Here is a 17,251-nt window from a genome sequence, read left to right as displayed (position 1 = left end):
TCTGTCTGTAAGATAAGAAACCGGCCCGCGTTCAGCGCGGGCCGGTTTTTTATGGCAGTTCCGTACCGTTCAGTCGGGCGTCAAATGCCGCACAATTGCCTGAAAGGCGCACAGCATCTGCATCTCCATCTCTTCGCCGGTGTCGTTGTAATCGCGATAGGCGGAATTCATTGCGATCACCACGTCGCGGTGTGGATTCACATATAAAAACTGCCCGTAAATCCCGATGGCGCAAAAATCACCGTGATCGGGCGTGACAGGCAGCCACCACTGGTTCTTGTATCCGAACAGGTCTTCCGAATAGGGCATACGCGCACCGGGGCGCGATTGCGGCGTATCCGGGGTGGTCGATTGTGTGATCCAGCCGGCGGGCACAATCTGCACGCCGTCAGCCGTTTTGCCGCCATGGGTCAGCATCAGGCCGATTCGCATCAAATCGCGCAGGCACAGGTGCAACCCGCCATAAACCAGCGGTTGCCCCGCCTGATCGGTCAACATATCGGCATCCGCCTCTGCCCCGATCCGCGACCATAGTTTTTCGGTAAAATAATCTGCAAAGCTGCGCCCTGTTGCACGGCGCAGCACCCAGCCCAGCACATGGGTTTCCACACTGGCATATTGAAAAAAACTGCCGGGCGGTTTTTCATTGATCAGCGTCTTGCAGAATTCATCCTGCGATCCGATCAGAAAAGCCACGACCGAGCGCACGATATCCGAATTCAGATCATCATAATCTTCGGTGAACCGGATGCCGGATGTCATATCCAGCACTTGTTGCAGCGTGACATTGTCATATCCGGTCCCGCCCAGTTCCGGCACATAATCCGTCACCAGTGCGTTCAGGTCGGGAATGTCGCCTTCGGTGTGGGCGATGCCAAACAGGATCGACAGCACCGATTTGCTGACCGACATCAGAATTGGGCGCGATGCTGCGGTATTGCCGCGGGCGTAATCCTCGAACACCAGCGCGCCACCCTGCGCGATGGCAAGACCGGTCCAGTGTTGTGCATTCAGCAGGTCGGCCAGACTGTGCTGCGCGCCCTCATAAGCATAGGTTTCGGGAAATACCGACGCGCAGGGTTTCTCAGGCAGGGGCGCAACCGGCCCGGATCGAGGCAGCGTGATCGACGCATAGGTCTGTGCCATTGTGCGGAAGTTTTCATCGATCCGGTCAGGCGCGAACATCGCCACATAAGTCTGGACGGCCTGCGCCTCTTTTTCCGCTTGCGTCTGTGCCATGTAATGCCCCTGTTGAATGCCCGTTGGCATCATCATCGGGTGCGGCATGCCCATTTGGCAAGCCTGATCAGACCAACGCGATCAATTCGACGCAGCGCCTTCCAACAGGGGACGGATGGTTTTTGTGATCACCCTCTGCGTCACCGGTCCGGGAAAGCGCAGCAGAATAGTGCCACTACCATCGACCACAAACGTTTCTGGAACCCCATAAACGCCCCAATTGGGAGCTGTAGCGCGACCAGTCTTGTCGGTGCCAACCGCAATATATGGATCGCCCAATTCATCGAGAAACTTGAGAGCCTTGGCCGGGTCATCCTTGTAGTTGATACCATAAATTGGCACACCCTCTTGTGCCAATTGCTCCAAGTTCGGATGCTCTACCCTGCAAGGGGCGCACCAACTCGCCCAGAAATTCACCAGTTTCACGTTGCCGTCTATTAAAGTTTTGTCGTCGAATTTATCTTTTTGCGGCAAACCTTCCAGAACAAGAGGCGGAGCAGGCCGACCGACAAAGGTGGAAGGAAGTGCGTCCTTGTCTGGTCGGAACATTCCAAAAGCAAAGAGGACTATCAAAGCTCCAAAAATCACCGGCGGGGCCAGCATCAGGGGTGAAATTCTAGCCATTGGATCGGCCCACGCGCGCCTCTACCCGGTCCAGTTCGGCGCGCACGCGCCGCCCTTTCCAGATGCTGAAGGCAACCAGAAGAACCAGCAACAGGATCGACGCACCATAGGCGGACAGCACCGCATCGCCGTATTTTCCAAGATCTGGCATCATTCCGCCATCCTTTCGCGGGTGATCAGCGCCTTTATCCGGCGGGCGCGAATTTCAGTTCCGGTCCGGTACAGAACCAGCGCCAGAAAAAGCAGCACAAACCCCGCAATGCAAATCAACAACGGGTGAAAGAACACGTCAGCCACGTTTTCTTCCTTGTCCAGCGACAGGGATGCGCCCTGATGCAGGCCCTGATTCCAGAAATTGACCGCATAGCGCGACAGCACCGCAAAGACCGATCCCACGATGCACAGAACCGATGTCAGATCGGCGGCTGTGTCGGGGTTATCAATTGCTTCCCACAGGGCGATATAGCCCAGATAGAACAGAAACAGGATCAGGAACGATGTCAGGCGCGGATCCCACGCCCAATAGGTGCCCCACATCGGCTGGCCCCAGATCGCGCCGGTGGCCAGCGCAATCAGGGTCATGACAACGCCCACCGGGGCCGCCGCCTTGGCCGCCAGCGCGCTGACATGGTGGCGCCGCACGATCCAGACCAGCGATGCAACCAGCATCATGAACCACGCATTGATCGCCATCAGCGCTGAAGGCACATGCAGATAGATGATCTTGACGGTTGACCCCTGCCGGAAATCATCGGGCGTGAAGAAGAAACCCCAGATCAGGCCCGTGACGATGCACAGGGCCGACAACACCCAGATCACCGGCAGCACACGGGCGCTGGTGGCCAGAAATTTTCTTGGATTTGCGTATTCCCACAAAGACATGGCCGTTCTCTAACCCTTCCTGATGATGCCCGCAATTGCCCGCATCAGCGCAAATTGACGCGCAGGACCGCCGCGCTGGCAAAGGGCAGCAAAGCGGCCGCGCCGGCGGTGATTCCGGCCAGCATCAGCATCGGGGTTGCCGTATCCATCCCCGCTGCCCCACGCCGCGCCATTTCCGCGCCAAAGATCAGCGTGGGCACATAAAGCGGCAGCACAAGGATCGACATCAGCAATCCGCCGCGTTTCAGCCCCACCGTCAGCGCCGCCCCGAATGTGCCGATCACCGACAGCGCCGGCGTGCCAAGCGCCAGCGACAGGACCAGCGGCCAATAGCCTTGCGGCGGCAGGTTCAGCAATACGCCAAGCACCGGTGCGGCCAGCACCAGCGGCAGGCCCGTGGTGATCCAGTGCGCCAGCGATTTGATGGCAGCGACCCCTTCCAGCGGCAGCGGGGCTGTGGCCAGCAGATCAAGCGTGCCGTCCTCCCAGTCCAGTGCCATCAGGCGATCCAGCGACAACAGGCAGGCCAGCAGCGCGCCCAGCCACAACACCCCCGGTGCGATGGTTGACAGCAGCGCACTTTGCGGCCCCACGCTGAACGGCACCAGCACGGTCACGATCAGGAAAAAGGCAAGGCCCAGACCGAAACCACCACCGGCGCGGAACGCCAGTTGAATATCCCGTGTCAGCAGCGCAATCACAGGTAGGCCTCGTCCGCTGTACCTGGCGCGGGCAATCTGGCGCGAAACGGCGTTACATCCAGCACATCGGCGTCCAGCCCCAGATCGATATGGGTGGCGATCATGGCCGATCCGCCCTGCCCCAGATGCGCGCGCACCGCATCGGCAAACTGGCCTACAGCGGTTTTGTCCAGCGACACGGTCGGTTCGTCCAGCGCCCAAATCTTGCGGTTCGTGACCATCAGACGCGCCAGTCCAAGGCGGCGTTTCTGCCCCGCCGACAGCGTACCGGCATGACGATCCGCAAGCGGGCCAAGATCATAGGCGGCCAGCGCGGGCGCAATATCATCAGCGCGAAACACCCGCGCCCAGAATGTCAGGTTTTCAACCACGCTCATCGTCAGTTTCAGCCCGTCGGAATGGCCCGCATAGGCGATCTGTTCCTCGGCACCCTTGATGGTGCCATGCCCGGCGGGCTGCAATCCGGCCAGCGTGCGCAGCAATGTGGTTTTGCCCGATCCGTTCGGCCCGCGCAGGATCAGCGCCTGCCCCGCCTCCAGCGTGAAATTCAGCCCCTCCAGAACCGGGAGGCCGCCGCGCGTGACGGTCAGATTGGAAACGATCAGTGTCATGGCAACGGCTTAACCGATTGTTCACGCCTGCAAAAGCCATGTTCGTGTGCAATGTCAGACAGGGATCAACGCCGCGGCCACACGCCGCCCTTCCGATAGCAGAATGTTGTAGGTCCGGCAGGCCGCGGGCGAATTCATCACCTCGACCCCAAGGCCCGCAGTTTCCAGCGTCTCGCGCAGCTTTGCCGGAATATGGGCAATTTCCGCGCCGGTGCCGATAAACAAAACATCAACCTCGCCCGCCAGTGCCAGCAGCGGCTCTGCATCGTCAAACCCACCCCATGTGCCGGTGCCTGTCAACTGCGTCAGCATCGCGCCCTGAACCACCTGCCCCCCGATACGGAAAAATCCGGGGCCGTAGCCATCTATCGGGGTGGCATCTTCATAGCGGATTTCGTTCAGTTGCATGTCCCGTCCCTTTCGTCAGTTCCACAGTGGCAGGCCCAGAATAGCCGATGCCGCGATGATGATATAGGCAACCGCGCGAAAACTGCGTTCCGCATCCGGGCGGAAAAACCGCGCGCCGATCACATTGGCCAGCATGTAGGGCCCCCAAAGTAGAACGCCAATGATGGCGGGGGCAAGTTCCATCAGGCCCAGCATCGAAAACGCCGCCAGCATCAGCAGATCAATCATCAGAAGATACATCAGGAAATTGGCACGGATCACCGAAATCGGCCGCAGGCTGGCCATGTACAGCATGATTACCGGCGGCCCTGCCACTCCGGTTGATCCGCTGAGGAAACCGCCAACACCGCCCGTTGCAATGATCAGCCCCTTGGTCAATTCCCCTCTGTACCGCCAGCCGGTGATCAAGGCTGCCAGCAGGGCCAGCACCAGTATGGACACAATCCAGCCGAAAAATTCCGGTGACATCAGCGTCAGGCTGTAAATGCCAAACGGCAAAGCCAGAACCGCCCCCAGTGCAAGGCGGGCGATATCGGGCCTGTTTCCGTCACGCAGGGCAGCGGGCAGATTGGGCAACGGCCCGGTCAGTTCCACCACGCTGAGGAACACGATGGCGGCAACCGGCGACAGCACGGAACTGGCCATCGGCATGATGATCATCGCGCTGCCAAAACCGGCAAAGCCACGCACCAGCCCCGCAACAATAATCGTCAGAACCAGCCATATCAGCCCCGGCGTCTGCAGGGCCGACAGGACAAGATCAGGCATCTATGTTGGCGTACTGGTTGCCCGCGTTCGCGTCGGGTTTGGACCAGTCTCGTTTGACACCAAGATACAGCAGGATCGTCGAGGCAACGAACACCGATGAATAGGTGCCGATGATCACGCCCCAGATCATCGCAAAGACAAAGCCACGGATCACATCACCCCCCAGCACAAACAGCGCAATCAGCGCCAGAAGGGTGGTGACAGATGTCATCATCGTTCGGCTGAGCGTTTCGTTGATACTGATGTTCAGAACCTCGGACAGCGATTTCTGTTTGTATTTGCGCAGGTTTTCCCGCACGCGGTCAAACACCACCACCGTATCATTCAGCGAATAGCCGACAATGGTCAGCAAAGCGGCGATAATGGCCAGATCGAACCGGATTTGCAGTTCGGAAAACACCCCGATGGTCAGGATAACATCGTGGACAAGGGCAACAACAGCCCCCACCGCAAACTGCCATTCAAAGCGCAGCCAGATATAGATCAGAACCGCACCGATCGCCAAAAGCACCGCAATGGCCGCCGTCTGCACCAGTTCGCCCGAAACCTTGGGCCCGACGCTTTCGACCGATATGAACTTGATATCGGGGCGTACCGCAATCAGCGCGTTTTCAACGTCGGCAATCAGTTCGGCTGTGACCGCTTCCTGCCCGTCCTGCGCCTGAATACGGATCATGGCTACGTTCTGCTCTGGCCCGAATGTGGGATCGAACACTTCTGTAATCGTCACATCGCCAAGGCCCAGTTCGTCGATTGCACCGCGATAGACACCGATATCAACCGGCAACGGGCTTTCCGAACGGATGGTCGTACCACCGCGAAAGTCGATGCCAAAATTAAGCCCCTGGATCATGAATGATGCAAAGGCAACGATCATCATCAGCGCCGATATGCCCAGCCACATTTTCCAGCGCTTGAAGAAGTCAAAGGATGTTTCCTTGGGAACCAGTCTCAGACGCATCTTTTATACCTCGATCGTTTTTGGCCGGCGGCGTTCAAACCACATCACGACCATAAGGCGGGTGACAAAGATTGCCGTGAACACCGACGTAAGGATGCCAAGCCCAAGGGTAATGGCAAAGCCGCGCACCGGGCCCGACCCCATCACAAACAGGATCACGGAAGTGATGAACGTGGTGATGTTGGCATCCAGAATCGCCGACAGCGCCTTTTCATAGCCCAGTTCGATCGCGCGCGCCGGTCCTCGGGCGGTTTTCAGTTCTTCGCGGATACGTTCAAACACCAGCACGTTGGCGTCCACCGCCATACCCACGGTCAGCACGATCCCGGCAATACCCGGCAGCGTCAGCGTCGCCCCGACAAGGCTCAGCAGGCCGAAAATCAGGCCTATATTGATGATCAGCGCGACATTGGCGAACAGCCCGAACAAGCCGTAACTCAACGCCATGAACACCAGCACACCGCCAAAGGCCACAACGGTGGCGATTTTGCCCGCATCGATGCTGTCCTGCCCCAGTTCGGGGCCGATTGTGCGTTCTTCCAGAAAATCCAGCCCCGCAGGCAAGGCGCCCGCGCGCAGCAGAACCGCAAGCGTGGTGGATTCCTCTACCGAAAAGCGGCCCGTGATAATGCCCGATCCACCTGGAATATGCGACTGGATCACCGGTGCGCTGACCACTTCGTCATCCAGAATGATGGCAAAGGGGCTGCCGATGTTTTCGGCGGTATAGTCGCCGAATTTGCGCGCGCCCGATGTGTTGAAGCGGAACGAAACGGCAGGGTTTCCGTTCTGGTCAAAGGACGGTTGCGCATCGACCAGTTCCTCGCCGGTGACAACGGGGGCGGATTCGACGGTGTAATACTGCCCCTCTTCGTCCAGCGAAGGCAGGATTTTGTTACCGATGCCCGGCGATGCATCGGGGTTGCTGCCACGGCTGACCACCGGATTGAACGTCAGCTGCGCCGTGGTGCCGATAATGTCTTTCAGTTCCGAAGCAGAGCCGATACCCGGCACCTGAATAAGAATGCGTTCCGCGCCTTGACGCTGGATCGTTGGTTCGCGTGTGCCCACCTCGTCGATCCGGTTGCGGATGATTTCCAGCGATTGCTGCATGGTGCGTTCGTCGGTGGACAGTTTCTCGGCTTCGGACAGGGTCACGATGATCACGTCGCCTTCGGCACGCACATCAATGTCGGTGGCCCCGACACCCGACAGGGTCGGCACCGGGCGGGCCAGACCGCGCACAACCTCAAGCGCGCGCGCCATGCCGTCGGCTTCCCCGATCCGCACCCGAATCTCGCCCCGTTCAGACGGTTGCTGACGCACCCCGCCCACGGTGGCGCGTTCTGGGCGCAGTGCATCGCGGATTTCCGGCCACATCGCATCCATGCGCGACGCATAGACATCTTCCAGCCGCACTTCGGCCAGCAGGTGTGCGCCACCTCGCAGATCAAGGCCCAGATTGACCAGTGCGGATGGCATCCAGTCGGGCCAGACAGATGCTGCGGCTTCGAGTTCGGGCGTGGCACCCTGCAGCTCAATCGCGGCAACGGCATCATTGTGGCTTTCAACGCGGGTATAAAACCCGTTTGGCAAGGCAAGCAACAATCCGGCGATACAAAACAGCCAGATTGTTATCCGCTTCCAAAGATCAATTTGCAGCATTACCCTGCCTTTTCAGTCACTTGGTACGGCGGGTTACTTTGCCGGTTCGGTCTTTGACATAACGGTCGCGATGGTGCTTTGAATCACGCGGACCTTGACGCCATCGGCGATCTCGACCTCAAGTTCACCGTCATCCTTGACCTTGACCACTTTGCCGATCAGGCCACCCTGAGTCACAACCTGATCGCCACGGCGCAGTGCCGAAACCATCGCGGCATGTTCCTTGACCTTTTTTTGCTGGGGCCGGATCAACAGAAAATACATGATCGCAAAAATCAGGATCAATGGCACGAATTGGGCGATAGCACTGCCTTCCATAGGGCGTCCTTTTTTCTTGTGGGGCGGGCCCGTTTCGGGGGGCCGTGAATTGCGCGGAACCTATGTGTTGGCACTCGGGTTTGCAAGACGTTTGCGCCCGCGGCCACCACGTTGCGAACCGGGGCACAGAATTGCATGGCGGGGCGGGATGTAACACTGGTTGTTTCCCCTGCCCTGACGCGACAAATCTGGTACACAGTATGTGATGGCAAACTGTTCGGTAAAAGGTTGATGGAACGATGATGCGGGTGCTGGCCCTGATAATCACGCTGGCGGTGCTGCCCGCAAATGCGCAAACCCCGGACATGCTGCCGCCTGTGCCTGCCGCTGAGCGGGCCCAGTTTGTTGCCGTCGGGCAATTGTCGCGCAAGAACGAGGACCGGCGCGGCATCTGCACCGGAACGCTGGTCACGCCGGACCGGGTGATCACAGCCGCGCATTGTGTCGCCAACCGGCAGGGATATTCGTTTGAACCCGAAAGCATCGTGTTTTTTGCGGGGCGCGACGGTAAAAACAGTGCCGCAAAGCGCCGCGGCAAGGAAGTGATCATCCATCCCGCCTATCTGGTCACCGAAGGCTTTGCGCGCGCCACCTATGATGTGGCGATACTGGTTCTGGACAAACCTGTGCCCGCAAACCGAGTGCCTCCGATTGCGTTCGTAGACGGGCCCATCGGGCGCGGCCCTTTGACCATATTGGGCTATCAGAACCGCAACCGGAACGTTCTGAACGGGCGGTCTGATTGCCGGGTCATGGAATCCACGCCGACATATCTGGGCCTGACCTGCCATGTGATCAGCGGCAATTCCGGCGGGCCTGTCCTGCGCCGTGTCGACGGATCATGGCAACTGGTCGGAGTGGTGACATCCAAGGTCGGCCATGCGGGCGGGCCCGGACTTGCGCTTGCCGCCCATCTTGATGACTGGGTGCGCCGTCAGGTTCAAACATCCGCCCCGACCGACTAAGCAGATAATCACGGTTACGATCGCGCCAAAGATGCGCCATAACACCGCGCAAAGTGAATCACTTCCAAAGGACGACCGCCATGCATGATATTCGTGCGATCCGTGACACCCCTGCTGCCTTTGACGCCGCTCTGGCCCGCCGTGGCGATGCGCCGATGGCAGATCAGATCCTTGCAATTGATACTGCACGCCGGTCCTGCATCACCAAGGCGGAAACCGCACAGGCCGAACAGAATGCCGCATCAAAACTGGTGGGCGCCGCCAAGGCCAAGGGCGACGAGGCCGAATTTGAACGCCTTCGCGCGCTGGTCAGCGAGAAAAAGGCCGAGATTGCGCGCCTGACAGAAGAGGCAAAGGCCGAAGATGCGCGCCTGACCGCGCTCTTGGCCGAAATTCCCAACCTGCCCTATGACGACGTACCCGAGGGCGCGGATGAAAACGACAATGTCGAAGTGAACCGCTGGGGCACCCCGCGCGACTTTGAATTCACCCCGAAAGAGCATTTCGAGATTGCGGGCGTTGCCCAAAACATGGATTTCGATGTTGCCGCAAAAATGTCCGGCAGCCGCTTTGTCGTGCTGAAAGGTGCCGTGGCGCGGGTGCACCGTGCGCTGGCGCAATTCATGATCGACACCCATGTGGATAAAAACGGGCTGACCGAATGCAACAGCCCCGTTCTGGTCCGCGACGAGGCGATGTATGGCACCGACAAGCTGCCGAAATTCGGCGATGACAGCTATCAGACCACAAACGGCTGGTGGCTGATCCCCACATCCGAAGTGACGCTGACCTATTCCGTCGCCGGTGATGTGCTGGAAGAAACCGCCCTGCCCGTCCGGCTGACAGCGCATACCTTGTGTTTCCGCTCCGAAGCCGGATCGGCGGGGCGCGACACATCGGGCATGTTGCGCCAGCACCAGTTTGAAAAGGTCGAAATGGTCAGCATCACGCACCCCGATGAAAGCGATGCGGAACAAAAGCGCATGCTGCGCTGCGCCGAGGATTTGCTGGAACAGTTGAACGTCCCCTACCGCACGGTGGTTCTGTGCACCGGTGACATGGGCTTTGGCGCGCGCCGCACCTATGATATCGAGGCTTGGGTGCCCGGCCAGAACACCTACCGCGAAATCAGTTCGGTTTCGACCACAGGCGATTTTCAGGCGCGGCGCATGAATGCCCGTTTCAAACCTGCGGGTGGCGGAAAACCTGAATTCGTGCATACGTTGAACGGATCGGGTCTGGCGGTGGGGCGGTGCCTGATTGCCGTGTTGGAAAACGGCCAGCAGGCCGACGGCTCGGTGAACCTGCCCGATGTCCTGCACCCCTATCTGGGGGGCAAGGGAACCATCGGTGCGGACGGGGCATTGATCTAGTTCAGGGCCCCGCCCGACCCCGCAAAAAGGAGTGTGCGATGCATCTGAAAGCCATTCTTGTCCTGCTGGCAGCGGTCATGTTTGCGCTGATGCCGCTGTTTGTGACCGATTTTCAGGGCTTCAGCCCCGAAGCCTTTCCAATTCCGCAAAAAGACGCCCCGATCCAGCCGGCAGGCTATGTGTTTTCGATCTGGGCGCTGATCTATGCCTGGCTGGCGGCGGGCATGGCGTTCGGGCTGTTCAAACGTGTCGATTATCCGCGCTGGGATAAAATGCGCATGTCTTTGCTGGTGTCACTGGTGATCGGCATCTTCTGGCTGCCCGTCGCCCAGTTCAGCCCGATCTGGGCGACGCTGATGATCTGGCTGATGCTGCTCAGCGCAATCAAGGCGCTGTTTTATGCCCCCAAGATCGATCGCGTGTGGGCGCGCGCGCCGGTGTCGATCTATGCCGGATGGCTGACCGTGGCCAGCGCTGTGGCGCTGGCGCTTGTTCTGGCCGGGCACGATATCCTCAGCCAGCACAACGCCGCGATACTGATGCTGTTTGTCGCGCTCGGCTTTGCTGCTTTCGTACAGATTACTTTGGGGCGCGCGCCGCTTTACAGTACCACGGTCGCGTGGGGATTGATGGGCATCGTGGTGGCCAATATAAACGCGCAGACACCCAATCTGGCCGTCGGGGCGCTGGCAGGTGTCGGGTTGGTGTTCATGTGCGGACTGGCCATGTGGGCCGGATACCGCCACACGTTCAGCCCTGACGACTCGGCGATTTGAGCACGAAACTGTGGATTGAAAACACCACCGCATCGCTGACAGGCAGACGCAGGATGCACTGGCGTTCGGATCGCAGATAATCGCAGGTCTCTGGCCCGCGCACATCGCGCCCCGCCATTGGCGGCAATTCGGGCTGGTGCAATTCGGGGTCCTGATACCACAGGGCGTTGAACCGCCACATGCCGCGCCCGTGCTGAACCCCGTCAAACAGGCGCTGCACCCGCCGTGTCATCGTTTCATCGTAGGGGGCAACCGGTTCGTGAATGCCGCTCAGCGGGCGGCCCGCCTTGTCCTTCAGCCACCATCCGGCGGGAAAACACAGCACCGCCCCCGTCATCACATGTTCTTCACCGCGTTTTTGCAGGATGCAGAAATCCTCCTGCACCAGTTGGCCCAATGTGTGCAGCGGATCGACGGCATCAATCGGCACCCGCACCCCGTCAGGGCGGACGACCTCTTGGGCCGATACCTGAAACTGCGCATCAAACCGCGATCTCAGCAGATCGAGCACCGCGTGCAGCAATTCCACTGCTGCGGCGCGCGCGCCTTCTTCCAGATAAAGAACCCTGTCGCGCGACCCCGCCAGCAATGCAGCCCGCCGCTGCATCTGGGCGCCATAGGCTTCATCCACCAGTATCCAGGGATCATCGCCCAAAGGGCGCACCCCCGGAAGCGGCAGGGGTACCATGACGTCATAGGGAACGGAGTGTTGCAGAATCTCGGTCATGGCGGCCCGATAGCGCATCCGGCGCGCGATGTCCTTTGAAAACGACGCATGAGCGTGTCGGAATCAGACGCGCGCACCCGCCGGTTCCATTGTGATCTGGTTGCCATCAACCGTACGAGAGTGCCATGAACCAGCATTACAGCGCACAGCGCAAGATCGACCCGACCAGAGGCGCAACCCTGGGCGACAACACCCCCAACGATGCCAACCGGATCGAGATCGGCCCGACCCAGCTGGCTTACGGCGAATGGGCGACGGCGGGGTTGCAACTGCCCGACCTGCAGGCCATGCGCCACTACCGCTGGGCGCGACTGACCCGTCACATCACGGATCGCGGTTATGGCGGCCTGCTGATGTTCGACCCGCTCAACATCCGCTATGCCACCGACAGTACCAACATGCAGCTGTGGAACACTCATAACCCGTTCCGCGCGGTCTTACTCTGCGCCGATGGCTACATGGTGATCTGGGATTACAAGAATTCCCCGTTCCTCAGCACCTTCAATCCGCTGGTGCGCGAACAGCGCTCTGGCGCGGACCTGTTCTATTTCGATCGCGGCGACAAGCTGGACGTGGCCGCCGATGTGTTTTCCAACGAGGTCCGCGCCCTGATCGCCGAACATGCCGGTAACAACATGCGCCTTGCCGTGGACAAGATCATGCTGCACGGGCTGCGGGCACTGGAAGCGCAGGGTTTCGAGATCATGGAAGGCGAGGAAGTCACCGAAAAATCACGCTCGGTCAAAGGGCCGGACGAAATTCTGGCGATGCGCTGCGCCAGCCACGCCTGCGAGACGGCTGTGGCGGAAATGGAACGGGCCGCGCGCACCGGCGTGCCGGCCGGCAACATGAGCGAGGACGACATCTGGGCCGTGCTGCACGCCGAGAACATCCGTCGCGGCGGCGAATGGATCGAAACACGGCTACTGTCCTCGGGTCCGCGTACCAATCCATGGTTTCAGGAATGCGGCGGGCGCATCGTGCAGAACAATGAAATCGTCAGCTTTGATACCGATCTGATCGGATCCTACGGCATCTGCGTCGATATTTCACGCAGTTGGTGGATCGGCGACCGCAAACCGCCCGCCGACATGATCTATGCGATGCAGCACGGGCATGAACATATCATGCAGAACATGGAGATGCTGAAACCGGGTGTCACGATCCCCGAACTGGTCGCCAATACCCATGTGCTGGACGCACAGTTTCAGAAACAGAAATACGGCTGCCTGATGCACGGCGTCGGCCTGTGTGATGAATGGCCGCTGGTCGCCTACCCCGATGGCGCAGTACAGGGCGCGTTCGATTACGCGCTGGAACCCGGCATGGTCCTTTGTGTCGAGGCGCTGGTATCCCCCGAGGGTGGTGATTTTTCGATCAAGCTGGAAGATCAGGTGCTGATCACCGAAGACGGTTATGAAAACCTGACGAAATACCCGTTCGATGATGCGCTGATGGGGCGATAACTGCCGCTTTGATGCACTGCGTGCATGCCTCCGGCGGGAGTATTTGGCGGACAAATGAAGGACACAGGCTTCATTTGTCCGCAAATACTCATTCTACCTGTCTGTGCGGCGGCCTTCGGTATGTTTGCGCAGTTTGGACGGTGCCGATTTCTTGCGGTTCTTGTACGGGTTTTCTTCGTTCTGGCTGCGCATGAACAGGCGGATCGGTGTCCCCGGCATATCAAAGTCGACGCGTAAGCCATTGACAAGGTAGCGCGAATAGCTGGCAGGCAATTTGTCGGGATGCGAACACATCACGACAAATCCGGGCGGGCGCGTTTTGGCCTGGGTCATGTAACGCAGTTTGATGCGCTTGCCCTGCGGTGCGGGGGGCGGATGCTGTTCCAGCATGCCGGTCAGCCAGCGGTTCAATTGTGCCGTTGTCACCCGCCGGTTCCAGATCTCGTAAGCCTTGAGGATCGCGTCTTTAAGCCGGTCGACGCCCTTGCCGGTTTTGGCGGACACCGTCACCAGCGGCGCACCCCGCAACTGTGGCAGCAGCCGTTCAAAGCTTTCACGCAGATCCTTGAGTTTCTTTTGCTTGTCCGGTTCGATGTCCCATTTGTTGACAGCGACCACCACGGCGCGCCCTTCGCGCTCGGCCAGATCGGCGATGCGCAGATCCTGCTGTTCAAAGGGAATGGCCGCATCCAGCAGCACCACCACCACTTCGGCAAACTTGACAGCGCGCAACCCGTCGCCAACCGACAATTTCTCAAGCTTTTCCTGTACTTTCGCCTTTTTCCTCATGCCTGCCGTATCAAAGATACGCACCGGCACGTCGTCCCAGTCGGTCTGCACGGAAATCGCGTCGCGGGTAATGCCGGCTTCGGGACCGGTCAACAGGCGGTCTTCGCCGATGATGTGGTTGATCAGGGTGGATTTTCCTGCGTTCGGGCGCCCCACCACTGCCACCTGCAACGGTTTGGCGCGGGTCGGCACGCGCACGGCGTCCGGATCATCCGCGTCAATTGTGACATCCACATCGGGGGCTTCGTCGCTGGCCTTCTTGGCAAAGGCATCGGCCAGCGGCATCAACTGGGCATAAAGATCGTTCAACCCCTCGCCGTGTTCGGCAGACATGCGGATCGGTTCGCCCAGACCCAGTGCGTAGGCTTCGATCACACCGGCATCGGCGGCCGCGCCTTCGCCCTTGTTGGCGGCCAGAATCACATGGGCCGAGCGTTTGCGCAGAATTTCGGCAAACAGTTGGTCGGACGGGGTCACGCCGGTGCGCGCGTCAATCATGAACAGGCAGATATCGGCCATATCAACCGCGCGTTCCGTCAGCCGGCGCATCCGGCCCTGCAGGCTGTCATCGGTGACTTCTTCCAGCCCTGCGGTGTCGATCACGGTAAAGCGCAGATCCCCCAGACGCGCAGCGCCTTCGCGCAAGTCGCGCGTTACGCCGGGCTGGTCGTCGACCAGTGCCAGACGTTTGCCCACAAGGCGGTTGAACAGCGTGGATTTGCCCACGTTCGGGCGCCCCACGATGGCGAGGGTAAAAGACATCAGATGCTCCGCATGCGCGTATCAAAGGCGCGCTTTAGCCTATGTTGCGGCTAACGGAAAGCGTGGAGTTGTCCGTTGGTGCCGACAACGTACAAAACACCGCCCGCCACGACCGGTCCGGTGGTTGCCCCGCCGGGCACTTCGACCGTGGACAGCAATGCCCCGCTGACCGGATCAAAGCTGCGCAAAACCCCGTCATTGGACGCAACAATCAGGCGTCCGCCCGCAAGTACGGGCCCGTAATGGGCAAAGATCTCGCCGCGCTTCTTGGGCTTGTCCTTGACGTATTTGGGCAGGTCAACGGCCCAGACGCGATTGCCGGATGCCGAATCAAGCCGCACCAGTTCGTTGGTGTCGGTGATGGCGAAAACCGCGTTGCCAGTCGGCCAGACCGGGCTGATCGCGCCACTGGTTGCGGTCCAGCGGCGTTCACCGTTGGCAATGTCCAGAGCGACGATACGTCCGGTATGGTTGCCCACGTAAACGGTATTGCCGCGCACAACCGGCGAACCGGTAATGTCACTGACACCGCTGATCGCACGGCCGATCCGGGTGCCGGTGACCGAAGCATCCCAGCGGCGCAGGCCGCCCTTGCGAAACACCGCAACAACCTGCCCTGACCCGAACGAAAAGATCGCCAGAGTGTCGGTGACCGCAGGGGCCGGAGCCCCCAGAACATTTGTAACCGATCCGGCGGAAATGATTTGCCAAACGATGCGGCCTGTCGCCTTTTCGATGGCCCAGCCGACATCGTCGCCTGCCACCAGATAGACAAGGTTGCCCGACACTGTCGGCGTACCGCTGCCTGTCGCGTCAAGTTGCTGGGTCCAGATCACGGCACCCGTTGCGGCATCCAGCGCTGCCAGTTCGCCATAGCCAAGCGACACGTAAACGCGCCCGTCGTCATAGGCGATGCCGCCGCCGGTGGCGTCCTTATCGGAATCACGTGCAGGGCGGATGTTGCTTTGCCAAAGGGTTGCACCGCCTGTCGATGTTGCCGTGACCGTTGATTTTGCGTCCAGCGTGTAAATGCGGCCCTGCGCCACAACCGGGTCTGCGGTGATACGGAACTTGCGGCTGTCGCCTTCGCCAATCGGGGCCGACCATATGCGCTGAGGCGCGCGCGACAATGCCGCATGTTCGGCGCGCAGGCCCGGTGATCCGGCGTTTTGCGGCCAGTTCGCGTTGGTGCGCTGCGCCGGAAGCGAAATAGGCCGGCTTTCATTGACGACCGCATCGGCGCTGGCAAGCCCCGCCTCTTCATCCAGTTCGCTGCGCAAATCCTCGCGCACGCCGGGCAGGATGCGATCGTCTTCACACGCGCTCAGAAACAGGGTGCCCGTCAGGGCAAGGGCCAGTGTGCGAAGAAACGCAGGGGCAATCGGTGTCATCGTGTTATCCTGTCTGCTCTGCCAGTTCTGCCGGGGCCGGTTCAGCCTTCTGCGGGCACGTTTATATTTGGCGTGCCGCCCAGAGCCACAATCACCTGTGCGGCGCGTTGTTGCAAGCCTGCGCTGACTTGCGCGTCATCCAGAACGGCCTGAAGTGTTGCGATCGCTGCATCGATCTGACCGTTTTTGATATCCAGCAATGCCAGTTGCTCCATCGCCAGCAGGCGCAATGGTGCGCCGGGACGGGCCAGCGCTTCGAACTGTGTTCGCTTTTCTTCATCGCTGATGCCGCTGTCTTTCAGGCTCAATGCCTTGAATGCGGCGATCTGGCGGTAAATCTCTGGAATATCCCCGTTCACAGCCAGATCGTTCAGGGTTTGCGCAGCGCCCGCGGCATCGCCGGCTTCGGCCTGTTCTGCGGCTTTCAGGAAATCCAGAACCGGCTGTCCGGCATCCGGCCCCGCCTGTGGCGTGATCTGTTCAAAAGCGGCGACCCGGGCGGCGGCATCGTTCATTTCAAGGGCCGCCAGCATATCGTCGCCCAATTGTTCGGCGGCGGCGCGCCCCTGGGCTTTGCGCCATTCCGACCATGTTGCACCACCGACAACCACCAGAATGAACAATGCGGCAATCCAGCCGTATTTCTTGAATGTCGCATAAAGCTTGTCGCGGCGGACTTCTTCGCTGACCTCTTCGATAAAACTGTCGGTGTCGCTCATCTCTGCTCCCGTTCTGGCGCGGAAATGTCCCCGTTGGACTGATCCGTGCCCCCTCTTAACTTGCATGCAGGGCCAAGCCAAGACCTCGCCTTTGGGGGAAGGCTGT

The 17,251-nt window shown here is 59.9% G+C and carries 19 protein-coding genes; 4 read left to right on the top strand and 15 right to left on the bottom strand.

Features of this window, described 5'->3' with window-relative positions:
• Positions 1-69 precede the first annotated feature (69 nt).
• The 11 genes from C1J05_RS08510 to yajC all read right to left on the bottom strand — a co-directional run bounded on the left by C1J05_RS08510 (position 70) and on the right by yajC (position 8,177).
• Positions 70-1,239 carry a serine hydrolase domain-containing protein gene (locus tag C1J05_RS08510; protein ID WP_162797963.1) on the bottom strand — a complete coding sequence of 390 codons (1,170 nt, stop codon included), beginning with the start codon at positions 1,237-1,239 and terminating at the stop codon, positions 70-72.
• Between the two features lie 81 nt (positions 1,240-1,320).
• Positions 1,321-1,863 carry a DsbE family thiol:disulfide interchange protein gene (locus tag C1J05_RS08505; protein WP_114869877.1) on the bottom strand — a complete coding sequence of 181 codons (543 nt, stop codon included), beginning with the start codon at positions 1,861-1,863 and terminating at the stop codon, positions 1,321-1,323.
• Positions 1,856-2,017 (bottom strand): heme exporter protein CcmD, encoded by a 162-nt coding sequence (gene ccmD / locus C1J05_RS08500; RefSeq protein WP_205389200.1) that lies wholly within the window; start codon positions 2,015-2,017, stop codon positions 1,856-1,858. Before ccmD ends, C1J05_RS08505 begins: the two co-directional genes overlap by 8 nt.
• Complete coding sequence (locus C1J05_RS08495) at positions 2,014-2,745, bottom strand: heme ABC transporter permease (protein ID WP_114869875.1); 732 nt, start codon at positions 2,743-2,745, stop codon at positions 2,014-2,016. Before C1J05_RS08495 ends, ccmD begins: the two co-directional genes overlap by 4 nt.
• A 44-nt stretch (positions 2,746-2,789) precedes the next feature.
• The gene (gene ccmB, locus C1J05_RS08490; protein ID WP_114869874.1) at positions 2,790-3,446 is read right to left on the bottom strand and encodes a heme exporter protein CcmB; all 657 of its coding nucleotides are present in this window, start codon (positions 3,444-3,446) and stop codon (positions 2,790-2,792) included.
• The gene (ccmA, locus tag C1J05_RS08485; RefSeq protein WP_114869873.1) at positions 3,443-4,057 is read right to left on the bottom strand and encodes a heme ABC exporter ATP-binding protein CcmA; all 615 of its coding nucleotides are present in this window, start codon (positions 4,055-4,057) and stop codon (positions 3,443-3,445) included. The genes ccmB and ccmA overlap by 4 nt, the downstream gene beginning before the upstream one ends.
• 54 nt (positions 4,058-4,111) lie before the next feature.
• Positions 4,112-4,465, bottom strand: a complete 354-nt coding sequence (locus C1J05_RS08480; RefSeq protein WP_114869872.1) for an Mth938-like domain-containing protein — start codon at positions 4,463-4,465, stop codon at positions 4,112-4,114.
• A gap of 15 nt (positions 4,466-4,480) precedes the next feature.
• On the bottom strand, positions 4,481-5,233 hold the full coding sequence (locus C1J05_RS08475; RefSeq protein ID WP_114869871.1) for a sulfite exporter TauE/SafE family protein: 753 nt from the start codon (positions 5,231-5,233) through the stop codon (positions 4,481-4,483).
• A complete protein-coding gene (gene secF, locus C1J05_RS08470; RefSeq protein WP_114869870.1) occupies positions 5,226-6,194 on the bottom strand; it encodes a protein translocase subunit SecF in 969 nt (322 codons plus the stop codon). The genes C1J05_RS08475 and secF overlap by 8 nt, the downstream gene beginning before the upstream one ends.
• A 3-nt stretch (positions 6,195-6,197) precedes the next feature.
• Entirely contained in the window at positions 6,198-7,859 is a 1,662-nt protein-coding gene (gene secD, locus C1J05_RS08465; RefSeq protein ID WP_114869869.1) for a protein translocase subunit SecD, read from the bottom strand.
• 33 nt (positions 7,860-7,892) lie between these two features.
• On the bottom strand, positions 7,893-8,177 hold the full coding sequence (gene yajC, locus C1J05_RS08460; RefSeq protein WP_114869868.1) for a preprotein translocase subunit YajC: 285 nt from the start codon (positions 8,175-8,177) through the stop codon (positions 7,893-7,895).
• Between the two features lie 248 nt (positions 8,178-8,425).
• Between yajC and C1J05_RS08455 the strand changes: the two genes are divergently transcribed.
• The 3 genes from C1J05_RS08455 to C1J05_RS08445 all read left to right on the top strand — a co-directional run bounded on the left by C1J05_RS08455 (position 8,426) and on the right by C1J05_RS08445 (position 11,291).
• Entirely contained in the window at positions 8,426-9,142 is a 717-nt protein-coding gene (locus C1J05_RS08455; RefSeq protein ID WP_205389196.1) for a trypsin-like serine peptidase, read from the top strand.
• 80 nt (positions 9,143-9,222) lie between these two features.
• On the top strand, positions 9,223-10,515 hold the full coding sequence (serS, locus tag C1J05_RS08450; protein ID WP_114869866.1) for a serine--tRNA ligase: 1,293 nt from the start codon (positions 9,223-9,225) through the stop codon (positions 10,513-10,515).
• A gap of 38 nt (positions 10,516-10,553) precedes the next feature.
• A complete protein-coding gene (locus C1J05_RS08445; RefSeq protein WP_114869865.1) occupies positions 10,554-11,291 on the top strand; it encodes a hypothetical protein in 738 nt (245 codons plus the stop codon).
• Here C1J05_RS08445 and C1J05_RS08440 read toward each other — a convergent pair.
• On the bottom strand, positions 11,266-12,036 hold the full coding sequence (locus C1J05_RS08440) for a heme-dependent oxidative N-demethylase family protein (RefSeq protein WP_254684745.1): 771 nt from the start codon (positions 12,034-12,036) through the stop codon (positions 11,266-11,268). The two genes, C1J05_RS08445 and C1J05_RS08440, sit on opposite strands and share 26 nt — an antisense overlap.
• Before the next feature lie 107 nt (positions 12,037-12,143).
• On the opposite strand from C1J05_RS08440, the gene dddP reads away from it, so the two are divergent.
• On the top strand, positions 12,144-13,484 hold the full coding sequence (dddP, locus tag C1J05_RS08435) for a dimethylsulfonioproprionate lyase DddP (RefSeq protein ID WP_114869864.1): 1,341 nt from the start codon (positions 12,144-12,146) through the stop codon (positions 13,482-13,484).
• 93 nt (positions 13,485-13,577) lie between these two features.
• Here dddP and der read toward each other — a convergent pair whose 3' ends face one another.
• From der to C1J05_RS08420, 3 genes are read right to left on the bottom strand one after another with little or no spacing between them, the layout of a single operon-like run.
• Positions 13,578-15,035, bottom strand: coding sequence for a ribosome biogenesis GTPase Der (gene der / locus C1J05_RS08430; protein WP_114869863.1), 1,458 nt, complete (start codon positions 15,033-15,035; stop codon positions 13,578-13,580).
• 50 nt (positions 15,036-15,085) lie between these two features.
• Positions 15,086-16,426, bottom strand: coding sequence for a PQQ-like beta-propeller repeat protein (locus C1J05_RS08425; RefSeq protein ID WP_114869862.1), 1,341 nt, complete (start codon positions 16,424-16,426; stop codon positions 15,086-15,088).
• A gap of 41 nt (positions 16,427-16,467) precedes the next feature.
• Complete coding sequence (locus C1J05_RS08420; RefSeq protein WP_114869861.1) at positions 16,468-17,145, bottom strand: tetratricopeptide repeat protein; 678 nt, start codon at positions 17,143-17,145, stop codon at positions 16,468-16,470.
• Positions 17,146-17,251 lie beyond the last annotated feature (106 nt).

This window comes from Sulfitobacter sp. JL08 (genome assembly GCF_003352045.1).
Classification (GTDB): Bacteria; Pseudomonadota; Alphaproteobacteria; order Rhodobacterales; family Rhodobacteraceae; genus JL08.
Note: the sequence above shows the minus strand (reverse complement) of the source record. Positions and strands in the feature narration are given on the sequence as shown.